18 protein-coding genes and 2 tRNA genes are annotated in these 24,303 nt (G+C 64.4%); 17 read left to right on the top strand and 3 right to left on the bottom strand.

The window, feature by feature from the left end; all coding sequences use genetic code 11:
- Positions 1 to 94 precede the first annotated feature (94 nt).
- The 5 genes from ABIE56_RS05655 (at position 95) to ABIE56_RS05635 (ending at position 6,231) form a co-directional block, all read left to right on the top strand.
- Positions 95 to 3,463: a TonB-dependent receptor gene (locus tag ABIE56_RS05655; protein WP_429242846.1), complete on the top strand. Its 3,369-nt coding sequence runs from the start codon at positions 95 to 97 to the stop codon at positions 3,461 to 3,463.
- 263 nt (positions 3,464 to 3,726) lie between these two features.
- Positions 3,727 to 5,124 carry a nucleotide 5'-monophosphate nucleosidase PpnN gene (gene ppnN / locus ABIE56_RS05650; RefSeq protein WP_429242845.1) on the top strand — a complete coding sequence of 466 codons (1,398 nt, stop codon included), beginning with the start codon at positions 3,727 to 3,729 and terminating at the stop codon, positions 5,122 to 5,124.
- 131 nt (positions 5,125 to 5,255) lie between these two features.
- Positions 5,256 to 5,411 (top strand): DUF3309 family protein, encoded by a 156-nt coding sequence (locus ABIE56_RS05645; protein WP_429242844.1) that lies wholly within the window; start codon positions 5,256 to 5,258, stop codon positions 5,409 to 5,411.
- Positions 5,412 to 5,491: 80 nt separating this feature from the next.
- Entirely contained in the window at positions 5,492 to 5,626 is a 135-nt protein-coding gene (locus tag ABIE56_RS05640) for a hypothetical protein (protein WP_429242843.1), read from the top strand.
- Complete coding sequence (locus ABIE56_RS05635) at positions 5,626 to 6,231, top strand: DNA-3-methyladenine glycosylase (RefSeq protein ID WP_429242842.1); 606 nt, start codon at positions 5,626 to 5,628, stop codon at positions 6,229 to 6,231. Before ABIE56_RS05640 ends, ABIE56_RS05635 begins: the two co-directional genes overlap by 1 nt.
- 84 nt (positions 6,232 to 6,315) lie before the next feature.
- Here the strand turns inward: ABIE56_RS05635 and ABIE56_RS05630 are convergent, their stop codons facing one another.
- Positions 6,316 to 7,452, bottom strand: a complete 1,137-nt coding sequence (locus ABIE56_RS05630; RefSeq protein WP_429242841.1) for a serine hydrolase domain-containing protein — start codon at positions 7,450 to 7,452, stop codon at positions 6,316 to 6,318.
- Positions 7,453 to 7,625: 173 nt separating this feature from the next.
- On the opposite strand from ABIE56_RS05630, the gene ABIE56_RS05625 reads away from it, so the two are divergent.
- The 3 genes from ABIE56_RS05625 to ABIE56_RS05615 all read left to right on the top strand — a co-directional run bounded on the left by ABIE56_RS05625 (position 7,626) and on the right by ABIE56_RS05615 (position 8,383).
- The gene (locus tag ABIE56_RS05625; RefSeq protein ID WP_429242840.1) at positions 7,626 to 7,898 is read left to right on the top strand and encodes a DUF2845 domain-containing protein; all 273 of its coding nucleotides are present in this window, start codon (positions 7,626 to 7,628) and stop codon (positions 7,896 to 7,898) included.
- Between the two features lie 66 nt (positions 7,899 to 7,964).
- The gene (locus tag ABIE56_RS05620; RefSeq protein ID WP_429242839.1) at positions 7,965 to 8,153 is read left to right on the top strand and encodes a DUF3606 domain-containing protein; all 189 of its coding nucleotides are present in this window, start codon (positions 7,965 to 7,967) and stop codon (positions 8,151 to 8,153) included.
- Positions 8,150 to 8,383, top strand: coding sequence for a hypothetical protein (locus tag ABIE56_RS05615; RefSeq protein ID WP_429242838.1), 234 nt, complete (start codon positions 8,150 to 8,152; stop codon positions 8,381 to 8,383). Before ABIE56_RS05620 ends, ABIE56_RS05615 begins: the two co-directional genes overlap by 4 nt.
- A gap of 43 nt (positions 8,384 to 8,426) precedes the next feature.
- Here the strand turns inward: ABIE56_RS05615 and ABIE56_RS05610 are convergent.
- Positions 8,427 to 8,503: transfer RNA gene (locus ABIE56_RS05610), tRNA-Asn, on the bottom strand.
- A 47-nt stretch (positions 8,504 to 8,550) separates the two neighbouring features.
- Positions 8,551 to 9,075, bottom strand: a complete 525-nt coding sequence (locus ABIE56_RS05605) for a GspH/FimT family protein (protein WP_429242837.1) — start codon at positions 9,073 to 9,075, stop codon at positions 8,551 to 8,553.
- A 125-nt stretch (positions 9,076 to 9,200) separates the two neighbouring features.
- Between ABIE56_RS05605 and uvrB the strand changes: the two genes are divergently transcribed.
- The 9 genes from uvrB (at position 9,201) to thrS (ending at position 24,291) form a co-directional block, all read left to right on the top strand.
- Positions 9,201 to 11,222: an excinuclease ABC subunit UvrB gene (uvrB, locus tag ABIE56_RS05600; protein ID WP_429242836.1), complete on the top strand. Its 2,022-nt coding sequence runs from the start codon at positions 9,201 to 9,203 to the stop codon at positions 11,220 to 11,222.
- 76 nt (positions 11,223 to 11,298) lie between these two features.
- Positions 11,299 to 11,373: transfer RNA gene (locus ABIE56_RS05595), tRNA-Val, on the top strand.
- A gap of 88 nt (positions 11,374 to 11,461) precedes the next feature.
- Positions 11,462 to 12,172 carry an rRNA pseudouridine synthase gene (locus ABIE56_RS05590; protein ID WP_429242835.1) on the top strand — a complete coding sequence of 237 codons (711 nt, stop codon included), beginning with the start codon at positions 11,462 to 11,464 and terminating at the stop codon, positions 12,170 to 12,172.
- A 113-nt stretch (positions 12,173 to 12,285) separates the two neighbouring features.
- A complete protein-coding gene (locus ABIE56_RS05585) occupies positions 12,286 to 12,681 on the top strand; it encodes a hypothetical protein (protein ID WP_429242834.1) in 396 nt (131 codons plus the stop codon).
- Positions 12,682 to 12,749: 68 nt separating this feature from the next.
- Complete coding sequence (locus ABIE56_RS05580; protein WP_429242833.1) at positions 12,750 to 13,172, top strand: CopD family protein; 423 nt, start codon at positions 12,750 to 12,752, stop codon at positions 13,170 to 13,172.
- Positions 13,173 to 13,242: 70 nt separating this feature from the next.
- On the top strand, positions 13,243 to 16,668 hold the full coding sequence (recC, locus tag ABIE56_RS05575) for an exodeoxyribonuclease V subunit gamma (protein ID WP_429242832.1): 3,426 nt from the start codon (positions 13,243 to 13,245) through the stop codon (positions 16,666 to 16,668).
- Positions 16,665 to 20,318: an exodeoxyribonuclease V subunit beta gene (recB, locus tag ABIE56_RS05570; RefSeq protein WP_429242831.1), complete on the top strand. Its 3,654-nt coding sequence runs from the start codon at positions 16,665 to 16,667 to the stop codon at positions 20,316 to 20,318. Before recC ends, recB begins: the two co-directional genes overlap by 4 nt.
- Positions 20,315 to 22,207, top strand: a complete 1,893-nt coding sequence (gene recD, locus ABIE56_RS05565; protein ID WP_429242830.1) for an exodeoxyribonuclease V subunit alpha — start codon at positions 20,315 to 20,317, stop codon at positions 22,205 to 22,207. Before recB ends, recD begins: the two co-directional genes overlap by 4 nt.
- A gap of 182 nt (positions 22,208 to 22,389) precedes the next feature.
- Entirely contained in the window at positions 22,390 to 24,291 is a 1,902-nt protein-coding gene (gene thrS, locus ABIE56_RS05560) for a threonine--tRNA ligase (protein ID WP_429242829.1), read from the top strand.
- Positions 24,292 to 24,303 lie beyond the last annotated feature (12 nt).

Genomic DNA, 24,303 nt, shown 5'->3' with positions numbered 1-24,303 from the left:
AACCGAAGAAATCGTTGTTGCCTTCCAGAGGATGGGCGTGTTGCGACGCCCTTCTTTCCAGCTTTTTTTCTCGCGAAATTGTGAGGTTCGTTACATGCAGAAGCGTATCCGCGCCAAACTCCTGCCGCTGGCCATCGCGTCGCTTATCGCGTCGCCTGCCGCCTTTGCCCAGGAGACGTCGTCGACGATCAGCGGCCGTGTCCTCGATAGCGCCGGCCAGCCCGTCGCCAACGCCACCGTCGTCATCGTCCACGAGCCGTCGGGCACCACCAAGACGACGACCACGGACGCCAGCGGCCGTTATTCGGCCCAGGGCCTGCGCCCGGGTGGCCCGTTCGACGTCACCGCGAACAAGGACGGCGCGCCGTCTGCCCGCCAGGACAATGTGTACCTGTCGCTCGGTGCCGATACCGCCGTGAACCTCACCTCGGGTGCCACCGCCAACGCTGCCGATGCCACCGCGCTCGGTGCCGTTACCGTGTCGGCTGTGTCGGGCCAGTTCTCGTCGGAGAACAAGGGCCTGGGCACCACCATCTCGCAGGCGCAGCTGAAGGCGACGCCGGCTCCCAGCGGCAACATCGCTGATATCGCCCGCCTCGACCCGCGCGTGAACGTCGATCACGGCACCGGCGCTATCTCGGCCAACGGCCAGAACGCTCGCATGAACACCATCAAGGTCGACGGCCTTGGCGTGGGCGACCCGTTCGGCCTGAACGGCACGGGCCTGCCGACCGTCGGCTCGCCGGTCTCGATGGATACCCTCGAGTCGTTCAACGTCTCGACTGCCAACTACGACGTCGGCTCCGACACGATCGGCGCGGACATCAACGCCGTGACCAAGTCGGGTACCAATGAGTTCCACGGCTCGGTGTACTACGGCTTCAAGAACGCCTCGAGCATGGTCGGCGACGCCGGCTGGATCAACAACGGCGCAGACCGCGAATACACCGAGTTCGACCGCAACTGGAAGGCCGGTGCCACCGTCGGCGGCCCGATCATCAAGGACAAGCTGTTCTTCTTCGCCGGTTACGAGAAGGAAGAAGTGACGGGCCTGAGCTCGGGCGCCGTGAACGGCCTCGATCCGTCGATCCCGAACTCGACCAACAACAAGGTCTCGTCGACGGATCTCCAGCGCACGATCGATGCCGCCCGTGGCCTGGGCCTCACCCCGGGTTCGCTCGGCGCCAACGGTGGCACGCTCACCGACAAGCGCTACATCGCCAAGATCGACTGGAACATCACCGACGGCCACCGCATGAACCTTGCGTACTCGCGTACCAAGGAAGTGAAGCCCAACCCGCAGGGTAATGGCGCTTCCACGATCGGCCTGTCCAGCTACTGGTACACCGTCAATTCCGATATCAAGAACTACACGCTGCAGTCGTTCGACGACTGGAACGACGTGTTCTCGTCGGAAACCAAGATCGGCTACAGCGACTACTCGCTGAACCGCTCGGTCGACACGCAGCAGCCGCAGATTGGCGTTCGCGTCAATAATGGTGCCGCTGCAAACCTGAACACCGGTCCGACGATCAACCTCGGCGAGGACCAGTTCTCGCACTACAACGCTGCGTCGGTGAAGACCCTGAACGCCATGTGGGCCGGCACGCTTTACCTCGATGAGCACACCATTAAGGGTGGCTTCGAGTGGGAGCGCAACCGCATCTACAATCTGTTTGGCCGCACGGAGTTCGGTGCGTATACCTTCGGCAATGGCATCGATAGCTTCGCCAGGGGCCTGTACAGCAACTACTCGCTCTACCAGCCGGCTCCGGGTTACAGCCTGAACGACATCGCCGCCCAGTGGGAACTGCGCCGCAATACGTTCTTCCTCCAGGATACCTGGCAGCCGACCGATAACCTGTCGGTGCAGTTCGGTTTCCGCGTCAACAAGTACCTGACCGACGACAAGCCGCTCTACAACGCGACGTTCGCGTCGAAGTACGGCTTCAGCAACGCAAACACGATCAACGGCAGCAAGCTGGTCGAGCCGCGTCTGTCGTTCAATTACACCTTCGACAGCGAGTACAAGACCCAGCTGCGCGGTGGCGTTGGCCTGTTCCAGTCCGATCCGCCGACCGTGTGGATGACGAACCCGTACCAGAACAACGGTATCAACATCGTCACGTACTCCTACGACCGCCAGCCGGACGGCGTGACCTGTAAGCTTGGCACCCAGTTCCTTCCGTGCCCGGCGTTCAGCGCAAATCCGCTCGATCAGAAGACCAGCGGCCCCGGAACGGTTCCGCAGCAGGCTGTCGATACCGTCGACAAGAACTTCAAGCTGCCGAGCGTGTGGAAGTCGTCGATCGCGTTTGATCGCGAGCTGCCGTGGCAGGGCATCATTGCCAGCCTTGAGTACCAGCACCTCGACGTGCAGGACGGCATCTTCTATCAGAACCTGAATATCGGTAACCCGACGGGTATCATGCCGGACGGTCGGTTCACGTATTACGGCTGCATTGGCGGGTCGACCCCGGTTGGCGGCAGCACGGGCGTGAACTGCACCGGCAATGCGAATCTGCGCAACGGTGCGTCGGTCACGGGTAATAACTCGCGTATTCGCGCCGATGGTCGCTTTGCCCAGGGCGTTACCTACCTCACCAACACCTCCAAGGGTGGTGCTGACACGGTCACGCTGTCGTTCTCGAAGCCGATGGAAAACGGCTGGTCGTGGAGTGTTGCCGCCACCGGCGGTCACGCCACCGAAGTGAACCCGGGTACCTCCAGCCAGGCGACGTCGAACTACTCGAACAATGCCTGGACCAACCCGAACGAAGACGTCGCTTCCACGTCGAACACCAACATCGCCAAGCGCCTTAACGCTTCGGTGACGTGGCAGCACAACTTCTTCGGTGATTACGCCACCACGATCAGCGCCTTCTACGATGGCCACTCGGGTGTGCCGTATAGCTGGGTGTTCGGTAACGACGCCAATGGTGACTCGTACTCGCGTGACCTGGCCTACATCCCGACCCGCAACGACGGCACGGTGTTCCGCACCACCGCCGGCGCCGCGGCTTCGGATGCGCTGGTTAACCAGTTCTACGATTACATCCAGGGCAACAGCAGCCTGCGCAAGAACCAGGGCAAGGTGGCTCGCCGCAACGATGCGACGTCGGCATGGGTGAACCAGATCGATCTGGGTCTTAGCCAGGAAATTCCGGGCATCTTCAAGGGCAACAAGGGTGAGATCCGTCTCGACGTCTACAACTTCCTGAACCTGCTCAACAAGGATTGGGGACAGCAGTCGTACGTCGGCTTCCCGTACACCCGTACGCTGGCCAACTTCGGCGGTGTGGATGCGAGCGGCAACTACATCTACCAGCTCCCGACCGACTCGCAGGGCAACTACGCCCCGGGTTCGAAGGCTGTGTACGATGCGCCGACCGACAACAGCGCGACCAAGCTGAACCCGGTCTCGCGTTGGTCCGCCACGCTGACGGTGCGCTACACGTTCTAAGCAGGGCTTAGGCCTTATGAGGAACCGAAACCGGCATCCGCAAGGGTGCCGGTTTTTTTGTGGTTCACGGATCGCGCGCGAGCACGCTCCTACAGGGCTCAGGCCTGCCTGGGCATGCGTTGGCCCTGTAGGAGCGTGCTTGCACGCGATCGGGGTTGCGGCGGACTTGACCCCCGCCGCGCCCCCGCGTGATCCTAGGCAGTCCGCTCCTGTTCCGGAGCGGGGTTCGCCGCTAATTCGCGGTCAGAAGGACATGTAAGTCAATGAATGCTCAACATTTCGGGGAGCCGATCACCGGCAAGACGGTCAGCGCCCGGGTCTCGCCCGCTGGCGGCCTCGATATCCTTTCCCGTAACGAAGTGGCGCGCCTGCGTGATGCCAGCGGGTCGGGCCTGCACCAGCTCCTGCGCCGTTGCGCGCTGGCGGTGCTCACCTCGGGCAACCTTTCCGACGATCCGGGCTCGATGTTCGAGCAGTACCCGGATTTCGACATCCAGGTGCTGCAGGAAGATCGCGGCATCAAGATCGAGCTGAAGAACGCCCCTGAGCAGGCCTTCGTCGACGGCCGCATCATCCGCGGCATTAACGAGCTGCTCGTCGCCGTCGTGCGCGATATCGTTTACGTCTCGACCCAGCTGGAAGCCGGCGCGTTCGATCTGGACGACAGCGTGGGCATTACCCACAGCGTGTTCGAGATCCTGCGCAATTCGCGCATCCTGCGCCCGCAGGTCGATCCGAACCTGGTGGTGTGCTGGGGTGGTCACTCGATCTCGCGCGACGAGTACGAGTACACCAAGCGCGTGGGATACCAGCTCGGCCTGCGTAGCCTCGATATCTGCACGGGCTGCGGCCCTGGCGCCATGAAGGGCCCGATGAAGGGCGCGACCATTGCCCACGCCAAGCAGCGCCGCAAGGGCAACCGCTACATCGGTGTGACCGAGCCGGGCATCATCGCGGCCGAGTCGCCCAACCCGATCGTGAACAACCTGGTGATCATGCCGGACATCGAAAAGCGCCTCGAGGCGTTTGTCCGCCTGGGCCACGGCATCATCGTGTTCCCCGGCGGCGTCGGTACGGCGGAAGAAATCCTGTACATGCTCGGCATCCTGCTGCTGCCGAAGAACAAGGGCATTCCGTTCCCGCTCATCTTTACCGGCCCGCGCAATTCGGCGCCGTACTTTGAGCAGATCGATCGCTTCCTGCGCCTGTGCCTGGGCGATTCGGTGGCCGAGCATTACAAGATCATCATCGATGATCCGGCGGCCGTGGCGCATGCGATGGTGTCGGGCATCGAGAAGGTGCGTAACCACCGCCTGGACAACAAGGATGCGTTCTTCTTCAACTGGGCGCTGGATATCCCGCTGCCGTTCCAGCAGCCGTTCCCGCCCACGCACAACGCCATGTCGGGCCTGGCATTGCACCGCGATCGCCCGCGCCACGAACTGGCGGCCGATCTGCGCCGTGCGTTCTCGGGCATCGTCGCTGGCAACGTCAAGCCGGAGGGCGTGCGCGCCATCGCAGAGCACGGCCCGTTCGTGATCGATGGCGAGCCGGAGATCATGCGTGCCCTGGACGACCTGCTGAAGGCGTTCGTGGAGCAGCACCGCATGAAGCTCCCGGGCGGCACCGCCTACGAGCCTTGCTACGTCGTTCGTACGTGATCCAAAGGGCAGGGCGGCGCCACGCCGCCCTGCCAGTCGCTGAACGTGACACGGGCGCCCGTGCGGGCGTCACGGGGCCTAGACGGGGCGGCGGGTGAGGATGCAGGCACCCAAGCTACCTGGACACGCCCATGCTCGTTACCGTCCTGCTCGTGATTCTGATTCTCGCCCTCATCGGTGGCCTGCCGACCTGGGGCTATTCGCGCTCGTGGGGCTACGGCCCGAGCGGCGGCATTGGCGTCATCCTCGCCATCATCCTGGTCTGCTGGTTGCTCGGCGTCTTCTGACGCGACCCTCACGTTGCCGCGCATCCTTGGGTAGCATGGCGGGATGCGCGGCGCCCTGGCGGCGGCGCGAGGAGGACCCCATGCCCCGACCCCATCGCCCCGTTCCCGATACCGACCTCCCACTGCCAGGTACCGCGCCGCCGCCGTATGACCACGAGCCGGTGGAGCGCCCAGGCCCCGAGCCTGATAGCGACGGCGAGGCGCGCGATCCCTGATGGCGCGTCGTCGAACGACCTGGCCCGGCGACATCCTTCCGCGATCCTTCTTCGAGCGCGATGCGCGTGAGGTGGGGCCACAGCTGTTGAACAAGGTGCTCGCCTGCGCGGACGGCCGCGCGGGGCGCATCGTCGAGGTCGAAGCCTACGTGGGTGCTATCGATCCGGCGGCCCATACGTATCGTGGGAAGACAAAACGAAACGCCGTGATGTTCGGCCCGGCCGGGCATATGTATGTGTACTTCACCTACGGCATGCACTGGTGCGCCAACACCGTGTGCGGCGACGAGGGCGAGGGGAATGGCGTACTCATTCGCGCGCTGGAACCAATAGCCGGTTTGGACCTGATGCGCGCGGCCCGGCCGAAAATCCGGCGTGATAAGGAGCTATGCAGCGGGCCGGCCAGGCTGACCCAGGCGCTGGGTATCACGGGCGAGCAGAACGGCATTGATCTGGTTCGCGCGCGCGACGGTTACACCGTGCTCGATGACGGAACACCGGCGCCGGAGAACGTTCCCGGCTCTGCGCGCATCGGCATCCGTGAGGGCACTGACTTGCTATGGCGTTGGTACATTGCCGGCAACCCGAACGTCTCGAAGCCCTGAGAGTCGCCTCAAGATGTGGCTAGGCGAGGCGATACACCGAGGAGTTTCTGAGGTCGGCTTCGCGTGTAGGCGGAGTCCTCGCTCTTACGGGGCGACGGCGAAATGCGCGTCGATCGCCAGTTTCTTGAGTGCGCCTTCCGTGCCCTTGCAGGTGTCGTTGGCAAGCAGTGCGAAGCCCTGGTTGCTGTGAGGGAACAGCACCATCTGGCTTGAGGTCCCGAAGCTGCCGCCGCCGTGGGAAATGATGGGCTCCCCTCGCGCCTGCTCAAGGTGCCAGGCCATGGCGATATCCTCGTCGGTGCCGTGCACAAGCGGCTTGTGGGACAGGGCGACCACCGGATTCGCGCTATCCAGTTGCCAGCGCACGTACCGGGCAAGGTCTTCAGGGGTTGACCAGATGCCCCAAGCCGCACCGGCGTTGGCCGGGTGATCGGGTGCCAGCTCGCCAAACATGTCGTAACCCGTCACCTGCCGCGCCTTCAATGCGGGGGTAAGTGCAAGCGTCGTGGAGGCCATGCGTAGTGGTTCAAGGATCTGCTTCTTGAGGAGGTCGGCATAGGGCACGCCATAGATGTGCTCGAGCCCGGCTCCGATCAGAAGGAACCCGGCATTTGAGTACTGCTCGACGGCGCCTGGGATGCTGCGTAACGGCGTGCTCTTCAGCGCGCTGAGAAACGTCTTTCCATTCTGGCCCTGTGCCAGCGCTATGAGACCCGCAGGAAGCGCGCGCGGATCCTGCGCGGCATAAACGGCATCGGTGTCGGGGATATCGCGCGGCATGCCTGAGCGGTGCGTAAGCAGGCCTGCAAGCGTTACGGGGTGGCCATCGCGCGTAAGGTTGGGGTAGGCGCCCGATAGATACCGTCGAAAGTCCCCGTCAAGCGACATCTTGCCGCTGTAAACGGCATAAGCGGCCAGTGCGGCGGTAAAGCTCTTGGTCACCGAGGCGATCTCGTACACGCTGTCGGGCCGCGGTGGCGCACCGGTTGCGCGGTTCGCAAGCCCGTAGTCGTATACGCGGCTTCCCTCGGGCGTCACGACGGCGACAGACAGGCCCGCGTGGCAGGTATTGCTGAAGAATGTGGTGGCAGCCACATCGAGCGCCTTGTCCATCGCCGTTAGCCGTGGGTTGTCGGTCGGCACGGTGGCTGCCGTCGCGATGCTTGCGCCGCACAGCAGGGCGGCGGCGCATGCTGACTTGCCAGGGCGGTGAAGCAGCATGCGGAGGCTCCGGCAAGGGATGTTGGCCCAATCTAGTTCCCTGCACATTAGGTCGGCATGTGCTGCAAGTGCTGGCGAGCGCCCTGAACGCCACCTGTGGGGCGTCACTTTCGCAACTTGTTGCTGCCGAACGGGCGGCGTAGGCTGCCCCACACCATGACAAGGAGATACGCATGAAGCGAGTCATCGTCGGGCTGTTCCTCGCAGCCCTTGCCGTGCCCGCCATCGCTTCCGATACCTGGCGCGTCAATTCCCAGGTGGTGAGTACGGGCGACAGTGAGGGGCGGTTGCGCCAGGTCGCTGGCAAGCCAGATCGTGAAACGCCCATCGAAACGTCGAGGGGCGGCTTGCAGGGTTACCGGCTGGAATACTTCCAGGGCGGAAAGAGTGTGCAGGTCGAGGTCGTCGGCGGAAAAGTGGTGTCAATTACGCAGATCGAGAGCTAGTGCCGGGCGTAACACGCACGTAACACCCGAGGTGGGACAAGTGTTCTTTCCGGCCGAGGCTAGGTTATGCCCGTCAAACTTGTCCCATCCCGGCCTGCCGACCTCGCGCGGGTCGATCTGGCCCGTCCGTCCGATGTGAATTATTGGACGCGGGTTCTCGGCGTTTCCGAGCTCGACCTGATCAGCGCCGTGCAGCTAGTTGGCGAAACCTCCTGGAATGTTCGCATGGAACTCCGCAGGCGCCGCAGCAAATGAATGACAAGATGGGCGTGCTGCCGGTGTTTATCTTTTTCCCGGCCATGAATGAGCGCATGTGGCGTGTGGTTGTACCCGGTGGCGAGCGCACCGAGTTTGCGCGTGAAGGGCAGGCGGTCGCGTTTGCCTTTTCATCAGCTACCGCGTTGAAGAACCGCGGCCGTGCTGTAAAAGTGTTCCGGGAGAGCCAGGCAGGTCACTGGATCCACATCCCGTTACCTGTTTCCTGAGCCAAAGAAAAAGGCCGCGCATCGCTGCACGGCCTTTTAAATTTGGCGCCCGAAGTTGGACTCGAACCAACGACCCCCTGATTAACAGTCAAGTGCTCTAACCGGCTGAGCTATTCGGGCGGGGAGCCACGTATTTTGTGGATCTTGCGGGGGGCTGTCAAGCGTTCTTAACGATTGTTTTCACCCGACCGCGCACAGGCGCCTGCCGCAGGCGCTTCAGCAGGCTCGGCGTGGATGCGGCCCGCCGCCGAATTGACTAAGGAAATGGCCGTGGCTGGCCGTTTACGGACGCACAGCGTGATCGTGGCATTGGTGCCAGGCGACCGGCCGCCCCCATCGAACGCGATGCGGTCGTGGCCCCCGGATGTGTGGCTCGCGAGCCGTCCCGGAAGGCGGTCATGCGCCGAAAGGACGACAACACCGTGGCGGATAATCCAGCCATGGTGCCAGCTTGCTCCTGGCGTGCACCGACGGCCGCCGCGGCTGGGGCAGATCGTGATGTCGCCCCCGCGCGTGATGGCGGCCCGCCTGGCCGAAGCCAGGTCATCAGCCAGTGTGTCGGCCACCGTGCGCAGGCGGGCCTGGGCTATCGCGTTGCCGAGCGCAGGCACGGAAAGGGCCGCTGCAAGGGCGAGAATCAGCGCGACCACGGCGAGCTCGGTGAGGGTGAAGGCACGCTGGTGGCGAGGCATGGCGATATCCGGGCAGGGCTCCCCAGCATCGCGCAGGTCAGGCCGCGCATCTGTCAGCCGCCTGCCTCACGCCGTGTAGGCGCAGCGCCTTTAAACTCAAGGCTTTCGCCAGCATATTGTCGGCCATGACTGACCGTTTCCAGCTCGTCTCACCGTACCAGCCCTCCGGTGACCAGCCCGAGGCCATTCGCCGCCTGACCGATGGTTTTGAAGCGGGGCTCGCCTCGCAGACGCTCCTTGGCGTGACCGGCTCGGGTAAGACCTTCACCATTGCCAATGTAATCGAGAAGGTCCAGAAGCCGACGATCGTGCTGGCGCCGAACAAGACCCTGGCAGCGCAGCTCTACGGCGAGTTCAAGGAGTTCTTTCCGAATAACGCAGTGGAGTATTTCGTCAGCTACTACGATTACTACCAGCCCGAAGCGTACGTGGTGGCATCGGATACCTTCATCGAGAAGGATTCGAGCATCAACGATCACATCGAGCAGATGCGACTGGCGGCGACCAAGGCCTTGCTCTCACGCAAGGATGCATTGATCGTGGCCACGGTATCGGCCATCTATGGCCTCGGTGATCCCGAGGATTACATGAGCCTCCGCCTTATCCTGTCCCGGGGCGATCACGTGGACCAGCGTGCACTGATCCGCCAGCTCACGGAATTGCAATATGTCCGCAACGAGATGGAATTGCGGCGCGGCACCTATCGCGTGCGCGGCGAAATCATCGATGTGTTCCCGGCGGAATCGGAAGCCGAAGCACTGCGTATTGAACTCTTCGACGGCGATGTGGAAAACCTGTCGTTGTTCGATCCGCTGACGGGCGAAGTGCTGCGCAAAGTGCCTCGCTGGACCGTGTATCCGAAAACGCATTACGCGACGACGCGGCAAAGCGTGCTCAATGCGATGGAAACCATCAAGGTCGAGCTTTCCGAGCGGCTGGAGCAGCTTTACCGGGATAACAAACTGGTCGAGGCCCAGCGCCTGGAGCAGCGCACTCGCTTCGATCTGGAAATGATGGCCGAGGTCGGGTTCTGCCAGGGCATCGAGAACTACTCGCGGCACATGACCAGGCGCGGGCCGGGCGAGCCGCCGCCCACGCTGTTCGATTACCTGCCGCCGGACGCCTTGATGGTGGTCGACGAGTCGCACGTGACCGTGCCGCAGCTTGGCGCCATGTACAAAGGTGACCGCTCGCGCAAGGAGACGCTGGTTGAGTTCGGGTTCCGCCTGCCATCGGCCATGGATAACCGTCCGCTCAAGTTCGACGAGTGGGAGCGCCGGGCGCCGCGCGCGATTTACGTGTCGGCCACGCCTGCCAAGTACGAACTGGAGCATTCGGATAACAACATCGTCGAGCTGGTGGTGCGCCCCACGGGCCTGATCGATCCGGAAGTGGAAGTGCGGCCGGTCCGGACCCAGGTGGACGACCTCCTTGGCGAAATCCGGAAGCGTATCGCCATGGGCGATCGCGTGCTGGTCACGACGCTTACCAAGCGCATGTCGGAAAACCTCACGGACTATTTGTCCGAGCACGATGTGAAGGTGCGCTACCTGCATTCCGATATCGAGACGGTGGAGCGTACGGAGATTATCCGTGACCTCCGCTTGGGCGAATTCGACGTGCTCGTGGGAATTAACCTGCTGCGCGAGGGCCTGGATATGCCCGAGGTATCGCTGGTGGCGGTGCTCGATGCTGACAAGGAGGGCTTCCTGCGTTCCACGCGGTCGCTGATCCAGACGATCGGCCGTGCGGCGCGAAACGTCCGCGGCAAGGCAATCCTTTATGCCGATGAGATCACCGGGTCCATGAAGGAGGCGATGGACGAGACGGCGCGTCGCCGTGAGCGTCAGGTTGCATACAACGAGGCCAATGGCATTACCCCCAAGACCGTGGTCCGGCGTATTGCCGATATCATGGAAGGCGCGCGCTCCGATTTTGGCTCGCGGGGCAAGGGCAAGAAGGGCAAGGAAGCGAAGAAGGTGGCCGAGGCGGCCGCCGACTACAGCGCCCTGAATCCGGAGCAGGTGGGCTCGATGATCAAGAAGCTGGAGGCGCGGATGTACAAGCACGCCCAGAATCTTGAATTCGAGGAGGCCGGCAAGGTCCGCGACGAAATCCACAGGCTGCGTGAGCGGGCGCTCCGCTGAGCCGGGCGGGCCGGACTCAATTTATCCGGCCCCTCTTGCGCCCGCCGCCGGGCATCGGTAAACTGCGCAGCTCTTCGGGCGGTTAGCTCAGCGGTAGAGCACTACCTTGACATGGTAGGGGTCACAAGTTCGATCCTTGTACCGCCCACCACTTTCCTCAATAGGAAATGTGGGACGAAGATGACGACTAAGGAGCCCCTGCGGCTCCTTTTTTCTTGCCTGGCCCCGGGGTCTCCCTGATGAACGAACCCATCCGCCTTGCCAAGCGCGTGGCCGCGCTGGCCCAGTGCTCGCGCCGCGATGCCGAAATGTATATCGAGGGCGGCTGGGTGCGCGTCGATGGCGTGGTCGTGGAGCAGCCGCAGTTCAAGGTGCTGGATGAGCGCATCGAGATTGATCCCAATGCGAAGCTGACGCCCCCCGAGCCCGCATCCATGGTGCTGAACAAGCCGGCAGGCATGAGCGCGGATGACGCGAGGGCGCTCGTGCGAGTCGAAAACCATATCGAGCACGACCCATCGGGGGTTCGGCTCCTGCACCGGCACTTCGCCCGGCTTGAGTCCGTATTGCCGTTGCCCGACATGGCCAGCGGGCTGGTGGTGTTCACCCAGGATTGGCGGGTGAAGCGGCGCCTGCAGGAAGACTTTGAGCGTATCGAGCAAGAGCTCGTCGTCGAAGTTTCCGGCCGCCTCGCGCCGAATGGCCTGGCGCTGCTTAACCATGGCCTGGTGTTTGATAACTATGCGCTACCGCCGATCAAGGTGAGTTGGCAGAACGAAACACACCTGCGCTTCGCACTGAAGCGTATTTCGCCAGAGACCGTGGTGCGCATGTGCGATGCGGTTGGGCTACAGGTCCTGGGGATCAAGCGGCTCCGCGCCGGGCGTATCTCCATGTCTCGCATGGAGCCCGGCCAGTGGCGCTACCTGGCCACCACGGACCGGTTCTGAGTCGTTGACGCGTTTGTCAGCGCTTTCCTACGTGTCCTGTCGAGCGCCGGCGCCTGTTCGTATCCCGCGCTGATGCGGATGCTTGTGGCTCCCCCCGCCTGGATGCCAAAGCCATGACCGAATGGGCCTTATCCGCCGCTGACTGGACCTGCCTGCAGGAGCGCATGGCGCGCTCCGATGCCCGCTTCGATGCGTTCCTCAGCCGGTTCGATGATCACGTACGCCGCACCAATGAGAACTTTCAGCGCCTGGATACCCGCCTTGACCGGGTGGAAGGTCGTCTGGAGCGGCTGGAAACTCGAGCAGGCGACATCGAGCAGGCCGTAGGTATCGTGAGCCACGACACCAAGGATATCGACCGGCGCCTTCGCGTCGTCGAGTGCGATGTCCAGGATCTCATCCGGTACCGGCACCGGTTGTGGGGCATGATCACGGCCATTGCCGCACTCGGCGGTACGCTTGGCTTCGCGGGTGCGCAGGCCATGTACCAGGTCATGCGCCTCCCATGAGGCTCCCTGCCGCACCTCGGTAAGCCGCCGGCGGGCTACACTCATGCCTTTCCAAGGGAGCGCCGCCGATGGCTTACCTGTTGATCAAATCCCTGCACATCGTCTTCGTCATCGCCTGGATGGCCACGGTGTTTTACCTGCCGCGCATCCTGGTGAACATCAAGGAGGCGGAAGGCGAGCCCGCGGCGGTCAAGGCGCGGCTGGAGCTCATGGGGCGCCGCTTGTACAAGTTCGGCCACAGCATGTTCGGCATGGCGCTCATTTTCGGATTAGCGCTATGGCTGTATTTCGGAATCGCGGGCGGCTGGTTGCACGCCAAGCTCGCGCTGGTTGTGCTCATGCTGGGGTACTTCATCTGGACGGGCAGGGCGCTCAAGCGCAGCATGGCGGGTGGCCCGCTGCCTTCGTCGAAGGCGCTGCGCATCGGCAACGAATTGCCGGTGCTTGTGCTACTTGCCATCGTGTACCTCGTGGTGGCGAAGCCGTTCTGAGGTCTCGTCACGTGAGATCTGTTTCAGCCACGATGGCCCGTGTTATCCACCCCGCCGACGGAGCTGGCACTTGAACGAAACGCACCCCGTCGAACCAGGCCTCATGGTCCTGCACGGCAATCGCCTCGAAGATCTGCGCGATATCCTGGTGGGCTGGCTCCGCCAGGCCCCGCTTCGTCCGCTGGAGGATGAACGCGTGCTGGTCCAGTCCAACGGTATCGCACAATGGTTTCGCCTTGCTCTGGCGCGGGCGGAGGCCGATGGCGGGCTGGGCATCGCCGCCGCGGTGCACGTGGAGCTGCCCGGACGGTTCCTTTGGGATGCGTACCGGGCCGTACTGGGCCGCGACGCGGTGCCGCCGGAATCGCCGTTCGACAAGTCCCGGCTTATCTGGCGCCTGATGCGGTTGCTGCCGGCGCTGGCGCGCGAATCGATATTCGAACCGCTTGCCGTATTCCTGGGCGACGGCGGCGATGCGCGCAAATGCCACCAACTGGCTGAGCGCCTCGCCGATCTCTACGACGGCTACCAGGTGTATCGCGCCGATTGGCTCGATGACTGGGCCGCCGGGCACGATGTCATGCGCGATGCGCGGGGTGGTCAAGCCCCGATGGCGGAGGGCGATCGCTGGCAGGCAGCGCTCTGGCGGCGGCTGCTCGAGGATGTCGGGCCGGCCGAGGCTGATGGACACCGCGCGGCCGTGCACGCCAGGTTCCTCGAAGCCGCGGCCACGGCCACCGTGCGGCCGGCGGCACTGGCGCGGCGCATCGTGGTGTTCGGAATGTCGTCGCTGCCACGCCAGACGCTCGAGGCGCTGTCGGCGTTGTCGCGCTGGTCGCAGGTCGTGCTGGTCGTATTGAACCCTTGCCGGCACTACTGGGCCGATATCGTCGACGATCGTGAGTTGCTTCGCGCGGAACGCCGCCGGCAGCAGGCCAAGCCAGGTGTCCCGGCCATGCCGGACGAGGGCGACCTGCACCTCTACGCCAATCCACTGCTCGCTGCATGGGGAAAGCAGGGGCGCGATTACATACGCATGCTCGATGAATTCGATCACCCGGAGACCTACCGCAAGCGGTTCACGGCGTGGGACGAGCGCATCGATTTCTTTGAGGATCCACCGTCGACGTCGCTGCTGGGCCAGGTGCAGGGCGCGATCCTTGATCTGGAGCCGTTGCCAGCTGACCCGGTCGAAGTGACCTCGGGTGATGATTCCATTGCCTTCCACGTTGCGCACGGCCCGCAGAGGGAGGTCGAAATTCTGCACGACCAGTTGCTGGCTCGCTTCGAGGCTTCGGCACGCGGCGGCGAACCGATCTTGCCGCGTGACGTCATCGTCATGGTGCCGGATATCGATACGTACGCACCGCACATCGATGCTGTCTTCGGCCGGGTGCCCCGGAACGACGCACGTTATGTGCCCTACAGCATTGCCGATCGCGCGTCACGCGGCACGGTCCCGATGGTGATGGCGCTGGATATGCTCATGGGCATGATCGAATCCCGCTTCGGCGCGGGCGATTTGGCGGACCTGCTCGATGTCCCGGCCCTGCGGCAGCGTTTCGGCCTCGGCGATGACGACTTGCCGCTACTCCATCGCTGGGTGGAGGGTGCGGGCATCCGCTGGGGGCTCGATGCGGAGCAGCGTGCTTCCCTGGGCCTGCCCGCCCTGGAACAGAACACCTGGCTGTTCGGCCTGCGCCGCATGCTGCTTGGGTACGCGGTAGGCCAGGGCGAGGCATGGGGCGACATCGAGCCTTATGGCGAAGTGGGTGGGCTCGATGCGCAGCTTGTCGGCCCGCTTGCCGATCTGGTGGAGCGGCTAGGGGCGCACTGGCGTGCCATGGCGCTGCCTGCGCCCGCGGCGGTCTGGGGCGAGCGGCTCCGAGCCTTGTTGCGTGATTTCTTCCGGCCTACCGATCCCGATGACCGCATGCGCGAGGAGCGTCTGCTCGATGCACTCGATGCGTGGGAGCGTGCCTGCCTGGAGGCTGGCTTCGATGAGCCCATTCCGGTCGATGTGGTTCGCGAGGCCTGGCTTGGCCAGCTCGATGACGGCGGGCTCTCCAAGCGTTTCCTCGCGGGCGCGGTGAGTTTTGGCACGCTCATGCCCATGCGTGCCATTCCTTTCCGCCTCGTGTGCCTGCTCGGTATGAACGACGGAGCGTACCCGCGAGCGCGGCCGCCCATGGATTTCGATCTCATGGCGCGGCCGGGCGCATGGCGGCCTGGTGATCGCTCGCGCCGCGAGGATGATCGTTACCTCTTCCTCGAGGCGCTCCTTTCCGCGCGTGATGCACTACATATCGGCTGGGTAGGGCGCAGTGCGCGCGACAACGCCGAGCGCGCACCCTCGGTGCTGGTGGGGCAGCTGCGCGATTACCTTGCCGCGGCATGGCGCGATGCGGAGGGTGGCAAACTCTTGCACCGGCTTACCGTTGAACATCCGTTGCAGCCATTCAGCCCGATGTATTTCCGTGCCGGCGACGACAGACTGTTTACTTATGCTAACGAGTGGCGCCACGTGCATGATGGCGCTGCGGCCACGGCGGGCGATAGCCTGCCGCCATGGTCAGCGGATCGTGCGATTGGCCTGGCAACGCTGCGTCGCTTCCTTCGCCATCCGGTCCGCGAATTTTTCCAGGCGCGCCTTGGCGTGCGCTTCGAGCTTCCGGATGTTGCCAGCGAGGCGCTGGAGCCGTTTGCGTTGGATGGCCTTGATCGGTACACCATGACCGACGCGGTCCTGCGTGCAGCCTTGCGTGAAACGCAATCATCGGGCACGGCCATCGCCGCGGCCACGGCCCGCCTGCAACGCAGTGGCATGCTGCCGATGGGCGGGTTTGCAGGGCCCGTGCGGCGCGAACTCGAAGAAGGCGCGGCTGCCGTTTATGGCCGATACGTGGCCGAGCGCCGGCGCTGGCCAGTAGAAGCGGAAAAGTGCGAGGTCCGTCTGTCGATCGATGGCATTCGCATCGAAGACTGGCTCGCGGGCTTGCGCGCGAACGCCGAAGGTGCGCTCGCCGCGCTGCTCGTCTCGCCGTCGGGCGTACTCGACACGGAAGGCCGTCCACTGGCGCACCGCGTGGTCATGCCGTGGGTTGATCACTTGGTGGCACAAGCCGCGGGGTTTGCGGTGGAGACGCGTTACATCGGCCCCGACGGAACGATCGTGATGGAACCCATGGAGCGCGATGCTGCGATTGAAGCGCTGGGTACGCTGTTGCGCGCGTGGCGCGCGGGCATGTCGCGGCCGCTTCCCGTCGCCATGAAGACGGCGCTTGCCTGGATCGCCGCGGGTGACGATGAGGCCGCCGAAGCCGCCGCGCGGCGCGCCTACGCCCCGGCCGATGAATTCGCCCGGGGCGAGGTGGATGGCGACCCCTACCTCGCACGTGCGTGGCCGGATTTCGACACCATGCTGGCCGCTGGCTTCGTGAACCAGCTTGGCATCTTCCGCACGTTCCGCAGCGCGCTGAAGGTGGAGCAGGCATGATGTTCGCCGTCGAACCACTGCAGCCACTGGCCTTGCCGCTCCATGGCGTGCGCCTTATCGAAGCCAGCGCCGGCACGGGCAAGACATGGACCATTGCGGCGCTTTACGTACGCGCGGTACTGGGCCATGGCTTGCCGCAGCCACTGCTGCCCCCGCAGATTCTCGTCGTGACATTCACCGAGGCGGCAACCCAGGAGTTGCGTGAGCGTATCCGCGCACGCCTGGTCGAGGCTGCCACAGGCTTTCGCGCCGGCGCGGCTGGCGAACCGCTGCTGGATGAGCTCATCGGTGCCTATGCGCCCGAACAGCGGCCGGCTTGCGCGCGCCGCCTTGAGCTGGCCGCGCAATGGATGGATGAAGCCGCGATCTTCACCATCCACGGCTGGAGCCAGCGCATGCTCACCCAGCATGCGTTCGGCAGCGGGCATGCCTTTGCGCAGACGCTGGAGCCTGACGAGAGCGAGCTCCTCGCGGAGTGCGTGCGCGATTACTGGCGGCAAACATTTTATCCGCTGGACGAAGCCACGCTCGCCGCTATCCAGTCCGAATGGCGTACACCCGACGACCTTCTGCGCTCGCTCAAGCCGCTGTTGGCTGGCGGCGAGGCGACGCTGCGCGTCGATGGTGCCGTTCTGGCCGTGGGTGAGGGGCTGGAAGCCTTACTGGCGGCTCGCCGTGCCTGGGATGATGAGGATCGCGAACGTATGGCGATCGCTGCGCGTGCGTGGGGTGGCGATGCCGATGCGATAAGCAAGCAGGTTACCGATGCCGTCGCTGGCAAGGTGTTGCACAACGGCTGGTACAAGCCCGATCGCATACCCGCGGACATGATGGCGATGCGCCGCTGGGCGGCGTCCGGAGACGCGGGCGGTTTCGATATCGCACGTTACGGCAGCGCCCGCCTGGGCAAGGCAACGGGCAAGGGCAAGACGCGCCCTGAACATCCGGCGTTCGCCGCCCTTGAACACTGGGCGGAATGGCAGGCGTCGCGCGTGGCCGTGCGGCACGTCATCCTGGCGGATGCGGTGGAGCGGGTGCGCGAACGGTTCGCAGCCCAAAAACGCCGGCGTGCGCAGATCGGATTCGACGACCTGCTGTCGCGACTGGACCGTGCGCTGGCCACGCCGGCAGGCACGGACCTCGCCGCGACCATCCGCCGCCAGTATCCACTCGCGCTCATCGATGAATTCCAGGATACCGATGCGCTGCAGTACCGCATTTTCCGCACGGTGTACCGCGCGGCCAGCGAGTCAGGGCTGTTGCTGATCGGCGATCCCAAACAAGCCATCTACGCGTTTCGCGGTGCGGATATCCATACCTACCTTGCGGCGCGCGCCGAAGCCGATGCGCCGCATTACAGCCTGGATACGAATTTCCGCTCCACGACGGGCATGGTCGATGCGGTCAATGCGCTGTTTTCGAATGGTGAACGGCATGCTACCGGCGCGTTCCATTTCGACGATCGCGGCCTCCCATTCGCGCCGGTACGCGCGCGCGGGCGTGGTGAGCGCTTCGTGCGCAACGGTGCCGCACAGGCCGCCTTGCACGTGTGGCTGCTTGATGACGAGCAACCCATCGGCGTGCGCTTCTACCGCATGGAGATGGCTGCGGCTTGCGCCAGCGAGATCGTGCGCCTGCTTGATGAGGCCGCCCGTGGCACAGCGGGCTTCCTGGGTGACGACGGTGAATTACGGGTGCTGCGTCCGGCCGATATCGCGGTGCTGGTCCGGAGTCATGCCGAGGCATCCGAGTTGCGCGCGGCGCTCGGCGAACGCCGCGTGCGCAGCGTGTTCCTGTCCGATCGCGACTCGGTGTGGGAAAGCGTGGAGGCGGGGGACCTGCTCTTCTGGCTACGCGCTGTCGCGGAGCCGTCGTCCGATACCGCCATGCGGGCGGCGCTAGCCACGCGCACGCTGCACCTTGGCTTTGCCGAACTGGAGCGCCTGAATACCGATGAGTTGCACTGGGAGGCGCGCGGCAGGGAGCTCATGGAGCTGCGCGAGACATGGCGCCATGCCGGCGTGCTAGCCATGCTTCACCGGCTGCTGCATGTCTTCGACCTGCCCGCGCGGTTGCTTGCCATGGAGCATGGCGAGCGTGCGTTGACCAACGTGCTGCACTTGGCCGAACTGCTACAGCAGGCGGCAGCGGCACTGGAAGGCGAACAGGCGCTGATCCGCTATCTCGCCGAGCGCATCACCGATACGGCGAGCCACCATGGCGACGACCAGATCGTGCGGCTCGAAAGCGACGATGACCTCGTTAAGGTCATCACCATCCACAAATCCAAGGGCCTGGAATACCCGCTGGTGTTCCTGCCGTTTGTCTGCGCCAGCGGCAGGTCGCGTTCGGGGCAGGGTTACCGCTATCACGATGGCGAGGGCATCTCGCTCGAACTGCTCAGTGAGAAGCAGGGTGGCCCGGCCGTGTCGGAGGCCAAGGAGGCCGCCGAGCGTGCGGCCTTGCAGGAGGACCTGCGCCTGCTCTACGTGGCGCTGACCCGCGCCCGTCACGCCTGCTGGCTCGGTGTGGCGCCCGTGGCGGCCGGCAACGCGAAGAAGCCGCAGGTGCACCGCAGCGCCTTCGGCCATTTGCTGACAGGCGGCGTGGAAATTGACAACGGAGCCCTCGCCGGGCTGCTGACATCCCTCGCCCAGGGGCAGCCTTCGGTGGCCGTCGATTACATGCCGGCGCCGGACGATCGCCGCTACCTGCCGCCCGTGCGCGACGACAAGCCGCTGCCTCCGCGAGAACCCAGGCTCGCCCGAGCCGAACCCTGGCGCATCGCCAGCTATAGCGGCCTCCGTTACGACGAGGCGGCGCCGGAATTTCCGGTGCCGGAAACCGCCAGCGATGATGTCATCGCCGAGTACGTCAGCGAGCCGGTCGCGACGGTGGCAGATCCCGATAGCATTCATGGCTTCCACCGAGGTGCAGACGCGGGCACGTTCCTGCATGACCTGCTCGAATGGATCGCCGAGGAGGGGTTTGCCATGGTCGCAGGCGACCCCGCGCGCCTGCGTGATACGGTTGCCCGCCGCTGCGAGCGCCGTGGTTGGCAGGGTGCGATCGATCTCCTCGCCGACTGGCTGCTCCAGCTGCTGCGCACGCCGATGCCACTGCCCGATGGCGGGGCCGTGGCGCTTGCCGAACTTGATGATCCGTCGCGTTACCGCGCCGAACTCGAGTTCCTGTTCGAGACGCGCCACGTGGATACGGTTGCGCTTGACCGCATCGTGCGCGAACACACCCTGGAGGGCCTATCACGCGTTGCGCTTACCAGCGATACGCTCAACGGCATGCTCAAGGGCTTCATCGACCTGATCATCGAACATGACGGGCGCTGGTACATCATCGATTACAAATCGAACTGGCTGGGCCCCGACCAGCATGCGTACACGGCCGAGGCCATGCGCGCTTCCATCCTGGATTCACGGTATGAGCTGCAGTACTCGCTGTATCTCCTCGCGCTGCATCGCCTGCTGCGTAGTCGCCTCGGGCCTGCCTACGATTACGACACGCATATCGGCGGTGCCGCCTACCTCTACCTGCGCGGCATGGATGGGCATGGCCATGGCGTACACGTCGAGCGGCCACCCAAGGCGATGATCGACGCCATGGATCAGCTGTTCCAGGGGGGGGCCGCATGATCACCGACATCCATGCGTGGCTCGATCGTGCCGCTGAGGAAGGAAGGCTCCGGGCCATGGACAGGGCGTTCGCGCGCTTCCTTGGTACGCTGGATCCCCAGGCTGATCCTCGCGTACTCGCATCGGCGGCTCTGCTCAGCCGTGAGCTTGCCGAAGGCCACATCTGCGTCGATGTCAGCACGTTGGGCGAGCGTGAGCCCGGCCTTTCCGGTGCATCCGGCTGGCTGGCCAGCTCGCCGCTCGTCGCCTTGCCCGGTGGCGAACCTGCATCACCCCTCGTGCTGGATGGTTCGCTGCTCTATCTCCGCCGGTTCTGGCGCGACGAGGCGCGTGTCGCCGCCGCCATCGTGGCGCGGCTTGCGCCAGTGGCCGTTCCCGCTGGCTTGCGCGAAGAGCTGGGACGGTTGTTCCCCGCTGCGGGCGCTGGCGAGGATATCGACTGGCAGAAGATCGCTTGCGCCATCGCTGCGCGTAGCGCGTTCGCCGTGATAACAGGTGGCCCCGGCACCGGCAAGACCACGACCGTCGTGCGCCTTCTCGGCCTGCTGCAGACGCTGGCCGTGGCAGCAGGCCAGCCGCGCTTGCGAATCCGGCTGGCGGCGCCTACCGGTAAGGCGGCCGCACGCCTGAATGCATCCATCGCCGCGCAGGTGGCGCAGCTGGATGTCGATGCCGCGGTACGCGAAGGCATACCGGCCGAAGTCACCACGCTGCATCGTCTGCTGGGTAGCCGCCCGGACACCCGTGCGTTCCTGCACAACGCCGATAACCCGCTGCACGTCGATGTTCTCGTCATCGACGAGGCATCGATGATCGACCTGGAAATGATGGCGGCCACTCTCGACGCGCTTCCGGCGGGCGCGCGGCTTTTCCTGCTGGGCGACAAGGACCAGCTTTCCTCCGTGGAGGCGGGCGCCGTCCTTGGCGACCTGTGCGCACGTGCCGAACCCGGCCATTACGATGAGGCCACGCGGACATGGCTGCTCGATGTGGCGGCCGCCGATGTGACGGCATGGACAGATGCAGCCAGCGCCTGGCCGCTCGACCAGCACATCACCATGCTCCGGCGAAGCCGCCGCTTCGGCAGCGAAAGCGGTATCGGCGCCTTGGCGGGCGCGATTAACCAGGGCGACGTGCCTGCCGTTGCGGCGGCGTTCGCCAGTGGCATGTTCGCCGATATCAGTCGCATGTCGGGTACGTCCGCCGGTGTCGCGGCGCTGTCGATCGATGGCCGTGGCGATGCTCCTGGGCACCGCCACTATCTCGAATGGATCGCTGCCCATCGCCCCGTTGCGGGCGCTGGCGATGACGCGCACATGGCGTGGGCGCGCGGCGCCCTTGTCGCCTACGGCCGTTTTCAGTTGTTATGCGCCACGCGCGCCGGCGATGCCGGTGTGGTGACTCAGAATGAGCGCATCGCGCAGGGGCTGTTCGATCGGGGGCTCATCCGCGCCACGACGGGCTGGTACGAAGGCCGGCCGGTGATGATCGTGCGCAATGACTACGCGCTTGGGCTGATGAATGGCGATATCGGCGTCACCCTTGCCATGCCGGATGGGCAGGGCGGTACTGTCCTGCGCGTGGCCTTCCTGGTCATGGATGAAGGTGATGGCGAACGTGTCCGCCTGGTGACGCCAAGCCGGCTGACCGCCGTGGAAACGGTTTACGCCATGACCGTGCACAAGTCGCAGGGCTCAGAGTTCGAGCACACGGCACTGGCATTGCCGCCTGAGCCATCCCCCGTACTCACCCGCGAACTCGTCTATACCGGGGTCACCCGCGCCCGCCGCCATTTCACCCTGCTGGCGGCGCCCGATGTCCTGGCCTATGCCGTGGCCCGCAAGACCCAGCGCGCCTCCGGTCTGTTGGGGCGCCTTGGCCCTGATTGACACCAACCCCCACAAGACTTAGCTTTAACGTAGTAACCCCAACGAAAAGGTGGCCCGCGGTAACGCCGGCCGAGTGTGCGACATGCGGACTACGCGCTTCCCAACCTGAGCCCCCCGCCACGTCTTCGTTGTTTCCCGAAGGGCGCCTGGCGCCCTTTTTGTTTGTCCGGAATTCACACCCCATGATCCAGATCACGCTACCCGACGGCAGCCAGCGCCCGTTCGACCACGCTGTTACCGTCCAGGATGTTGCCGCCTCCATTGGCGCCGGCCTGGCCAAAGCCACGCTGGCTGGCAAGGTCGACGGCAAGCTGGTGGATGCCAGCTTCCCTATCGATCACGATGCGAAGCTCGAGATCATCACTGAGAAGAGCCCCGAGGCGCTCGATATCCTGCGCCATTCGACGGCCCACCTGCTGGGCCAGGCCGTGCAGCGCCTTTTCCCCGGCGCGCAGGTCACGATCGGCCCGGTTATCGATAACGGCTTCTACTACGATTTCGCCTACGAGCGGCCTTTCACGCCCGATGACCTCGACGCCATCCAGGCCGAGATGGAGAAGATCGTGAAGGAACAGATCCCGGTCACGCGCTCGGTGAAGAGCCGCGACGAGGCGATTACGTTCTTTCGCGGCCTGGGCGAGGAATACAAGGCCCAGATCATCGAAAGCATCCCGGCGAACGAAGAGCTTTCGCTCTACACCCAGGGTGAGTTCACCGACCTGTGCCGTGGCCCGCACGTGGCCAACACCGGCAAGCTGCGCGCGTTCAAGCTCATGAAGGTGGCCGGCGCCTACTGGCGCGGCGATTCCAACAACGAGATGCTGACCCGCATCTACGGCACCTCGTGGCTGAACGACAAGGATCTCAAGGCCTACCTGCACCAGCTGGAAGAAGCCGAAAAGCGCGATCACCGCCGCATCGGCAAGCAGCTCGACCTGTTTCACATGCAGGAAGAAGCGCCGGGCATGATCTTCTGGCACCCCAAGGGCTGGGCGATCTGGCAGGCGGTGGAGCAGTACGTCCGCGGCGTCTACAAGAAGAGCGGTTACCAGGAAGTGCGCGGCCCGCAGATCATGGACGTGAGCCTGTGGAAGAAGTCCGGCCACTGGGACAACTACCACGAGAACATGTTCTTTACCGAATCGGAAAAGCGCACCTATGCGCTGAAGCCGATGAATTGCCCCGGCCACATCCAGATCTTCAACACCAACCTGCATAGCTACCGCGACCTGCCGATCCGCTACGGCGAGTTCGGTGGTTGCCACCGCAACGAGCCCTCCGGCGCGCTGCACGGCATCATGCGCGTGCGTGCGTTTACCCAGGACGATGGCCACATCTTCTGCACGCCGGCGCAGATCGAGGGCGAAGTCGCGGCGTTCCACGCCCAGGCCATGAAGGTCTACGAGGATTTTGGCTTCAACGACATCGCCATGAAGATTGCCCTGCGCCCGGAAAAGCGCATCGGCAAGGATGAGGTGTGGGACAAGGCCGAAGATGCACTGCGCAAGGCGCTCTCCGCCGCGGGCGTGGAATGGGAGGAGCTGCCGGGCGAGGGCGCCTTCTACGGCCCCAAGATCGAGTACCACATGAAGGATTCGATCGGCCGTGCCTGGCAGGTGGGCACCATGCAGGTCGATTTCATGATGCCCGAACGCCTGGGCGCCGAATATGTGGATGAAAACAGCCAGCGCCAGCACCCGGTCATGCTGCACCGGGCCATCGTGGGCTCGATGGAGCGGTTCATCGGCATCCTCATCGAGCATCACGCCGGGTTGCTTCCCACCTGGCTCGCCCCCATTCAGGCCGTGGTGTTCAGCATCACCGATGCACAGGCCGATTATGTGCAAGACGTGGCGCAAGCCCTTGGCGGACAAGGTTTCAGGGTGAACGCCGATTTGCGCAACGAAAAAGTCGGATATAAAATCCGCGAGCACACGCTGCAGAGGGTGCCGTATCTCATCGTGGTCGGCGATCGCGAGAAAGAAACGGGTACCATATCGGTACGCACCCGTGGCGGAGAGGACCTGGGCAACATGACCGTGGCCCAGTTCGCCGAACGTTTGGAAGCCGAGACCCGCCGCTAGGCCGCGGGTCCG

This window comes from Luteibacter sp. 621, assembly GCF_050435445.1.
In the GTDB taxonomy this organism is placed as follows: domain Bacteria; phylum Pseudomonadota; class Gammaproteobacteria; order Xanthomonadales; family Rhodanobacteraceae; genus Luteibacter.
The sequence above is the reverse complement of the archived record's forward strand: the minus strand, read 5'-3'. Positions and strand labels throughout refer to the sequence as shown.

Bases quoted from the DNA above. Each gene is read 5' to 3' on its own strand.
- ABIE56_RS05655 (WP_429242846.1), top strand. From the start codon at position 95: ATGCAGAAGCGTATCCGCGCCAAACTCCTGCCGCTGGCCATCGCGTCG.
- ppnN (WP_429242845.1), top strand. From the start codon at position 3,727: ATGAATGCTCAACATTTCGGGGAGCCGATCACCGGCAAGACGGTCAGC.
- ABIE56_RS05645 (WP_429242844.1), top strand. From the start codon at position 5,256: ATGCTCGTTACCGTCCTGCTCGTGATTCTGATTCTCGCCCTCATCGGT.
- ABIE56_RS05640 (WP_429242843.1), top strand. From the start codon at position 5,492: ATGCCCCGACCCCATCGCCCCGTTCCCGATACCGACCTCCCACTGCCA.
- ABIE56_RS05635 (WP_429242842.1), top strand. From the start codon at position 5,626: ATGGCGCGTCGTCGAACGACCTGGCCCGGCGACATCCTTCCGCGATCC.
- ABIE56_RS05630 (WP_429242841.1), bottom strand. From the start codon at position 7,452: ATGCTGCTTCACCGCCCTGGCAAGTCAGCATGCGCCGCCGCCCTGCTG.
- ABIE56_RS05625 (WP_429242840.1), top strand. From the start codon at position 7,626: ATGAAGCGAGTCATCGTCGGGCTGTTCCTCGCAGCCCTTGCCGTGCCC.
- ABIE56_RS05620 (WP_429242839.1), top strand. From the start codon at position 7,965: ATGCCCGTCAAACTTGTCCCATCCCGGCCTGCCGACCTCGCGCGGGTC.
- ABIE56_RS05615 (WP_429242838.1), top strand. From the start codon at position 8,150: ATGAATGACAAGATGGGCGTGCTGCCGGTGTTTATCTTTTTCCCGGCC.
- ABIE56_RS05605 (WP_429242837.1), bottom strand. From the start codon at position 9,075: ATGCCTCGCCACCAGCGTGCCTTCACCCTCACCGAGCTCGCCGTGGTC.
- uvrB (WP_429242836.1), top strand. From the start codon at position 9,201: ATGACTGACCGTTTCCAGCTCGTCTCACCGTACCAGCCCTCCGGTGAC.
- ABIE56_RS05590 (WP_429242835.1), top strand. From the start codon at position 11,462: ATGAACGAACCCATCCGCCTTGCCAAGCGCGTGGCCGCGCTGGCCCAG.
- ABIE56_RS05585 (WP_429242834.1), top strand. From the start codon at position 12,286: ATGACCGAATGGGCCTTATCCGCCGCTGACTGGACCTGCCTGCAGGAG.
- ABIE56_RS05580 (WP_429242833.1), top strand. From the start codon at position 12,750: ATGGCTTACCTGTTGATCAAATCCCTGCACATCGTCTTCGTCATCGCC.
- recB (WP_429242831.1), top strand. From the start codon at position 16,665: ATGATGTTCGCCGTCGAACCACTGCAGCCACTGGCCTTGCCGCTCCAT.
- recD (WP_429242830.1), top strand. From the start codon at position 20,315: ATGATCACCGACATCCATGCGTGGCTCGATCGTGCCGCTGAGGAAGGA.
- thrS (WP_429242829.1), top strand. From the start codon at position 22,390: ATGATCCAGATCACGCTACCCGACGGCAGCCAGCGCCCGTTCGACCAC.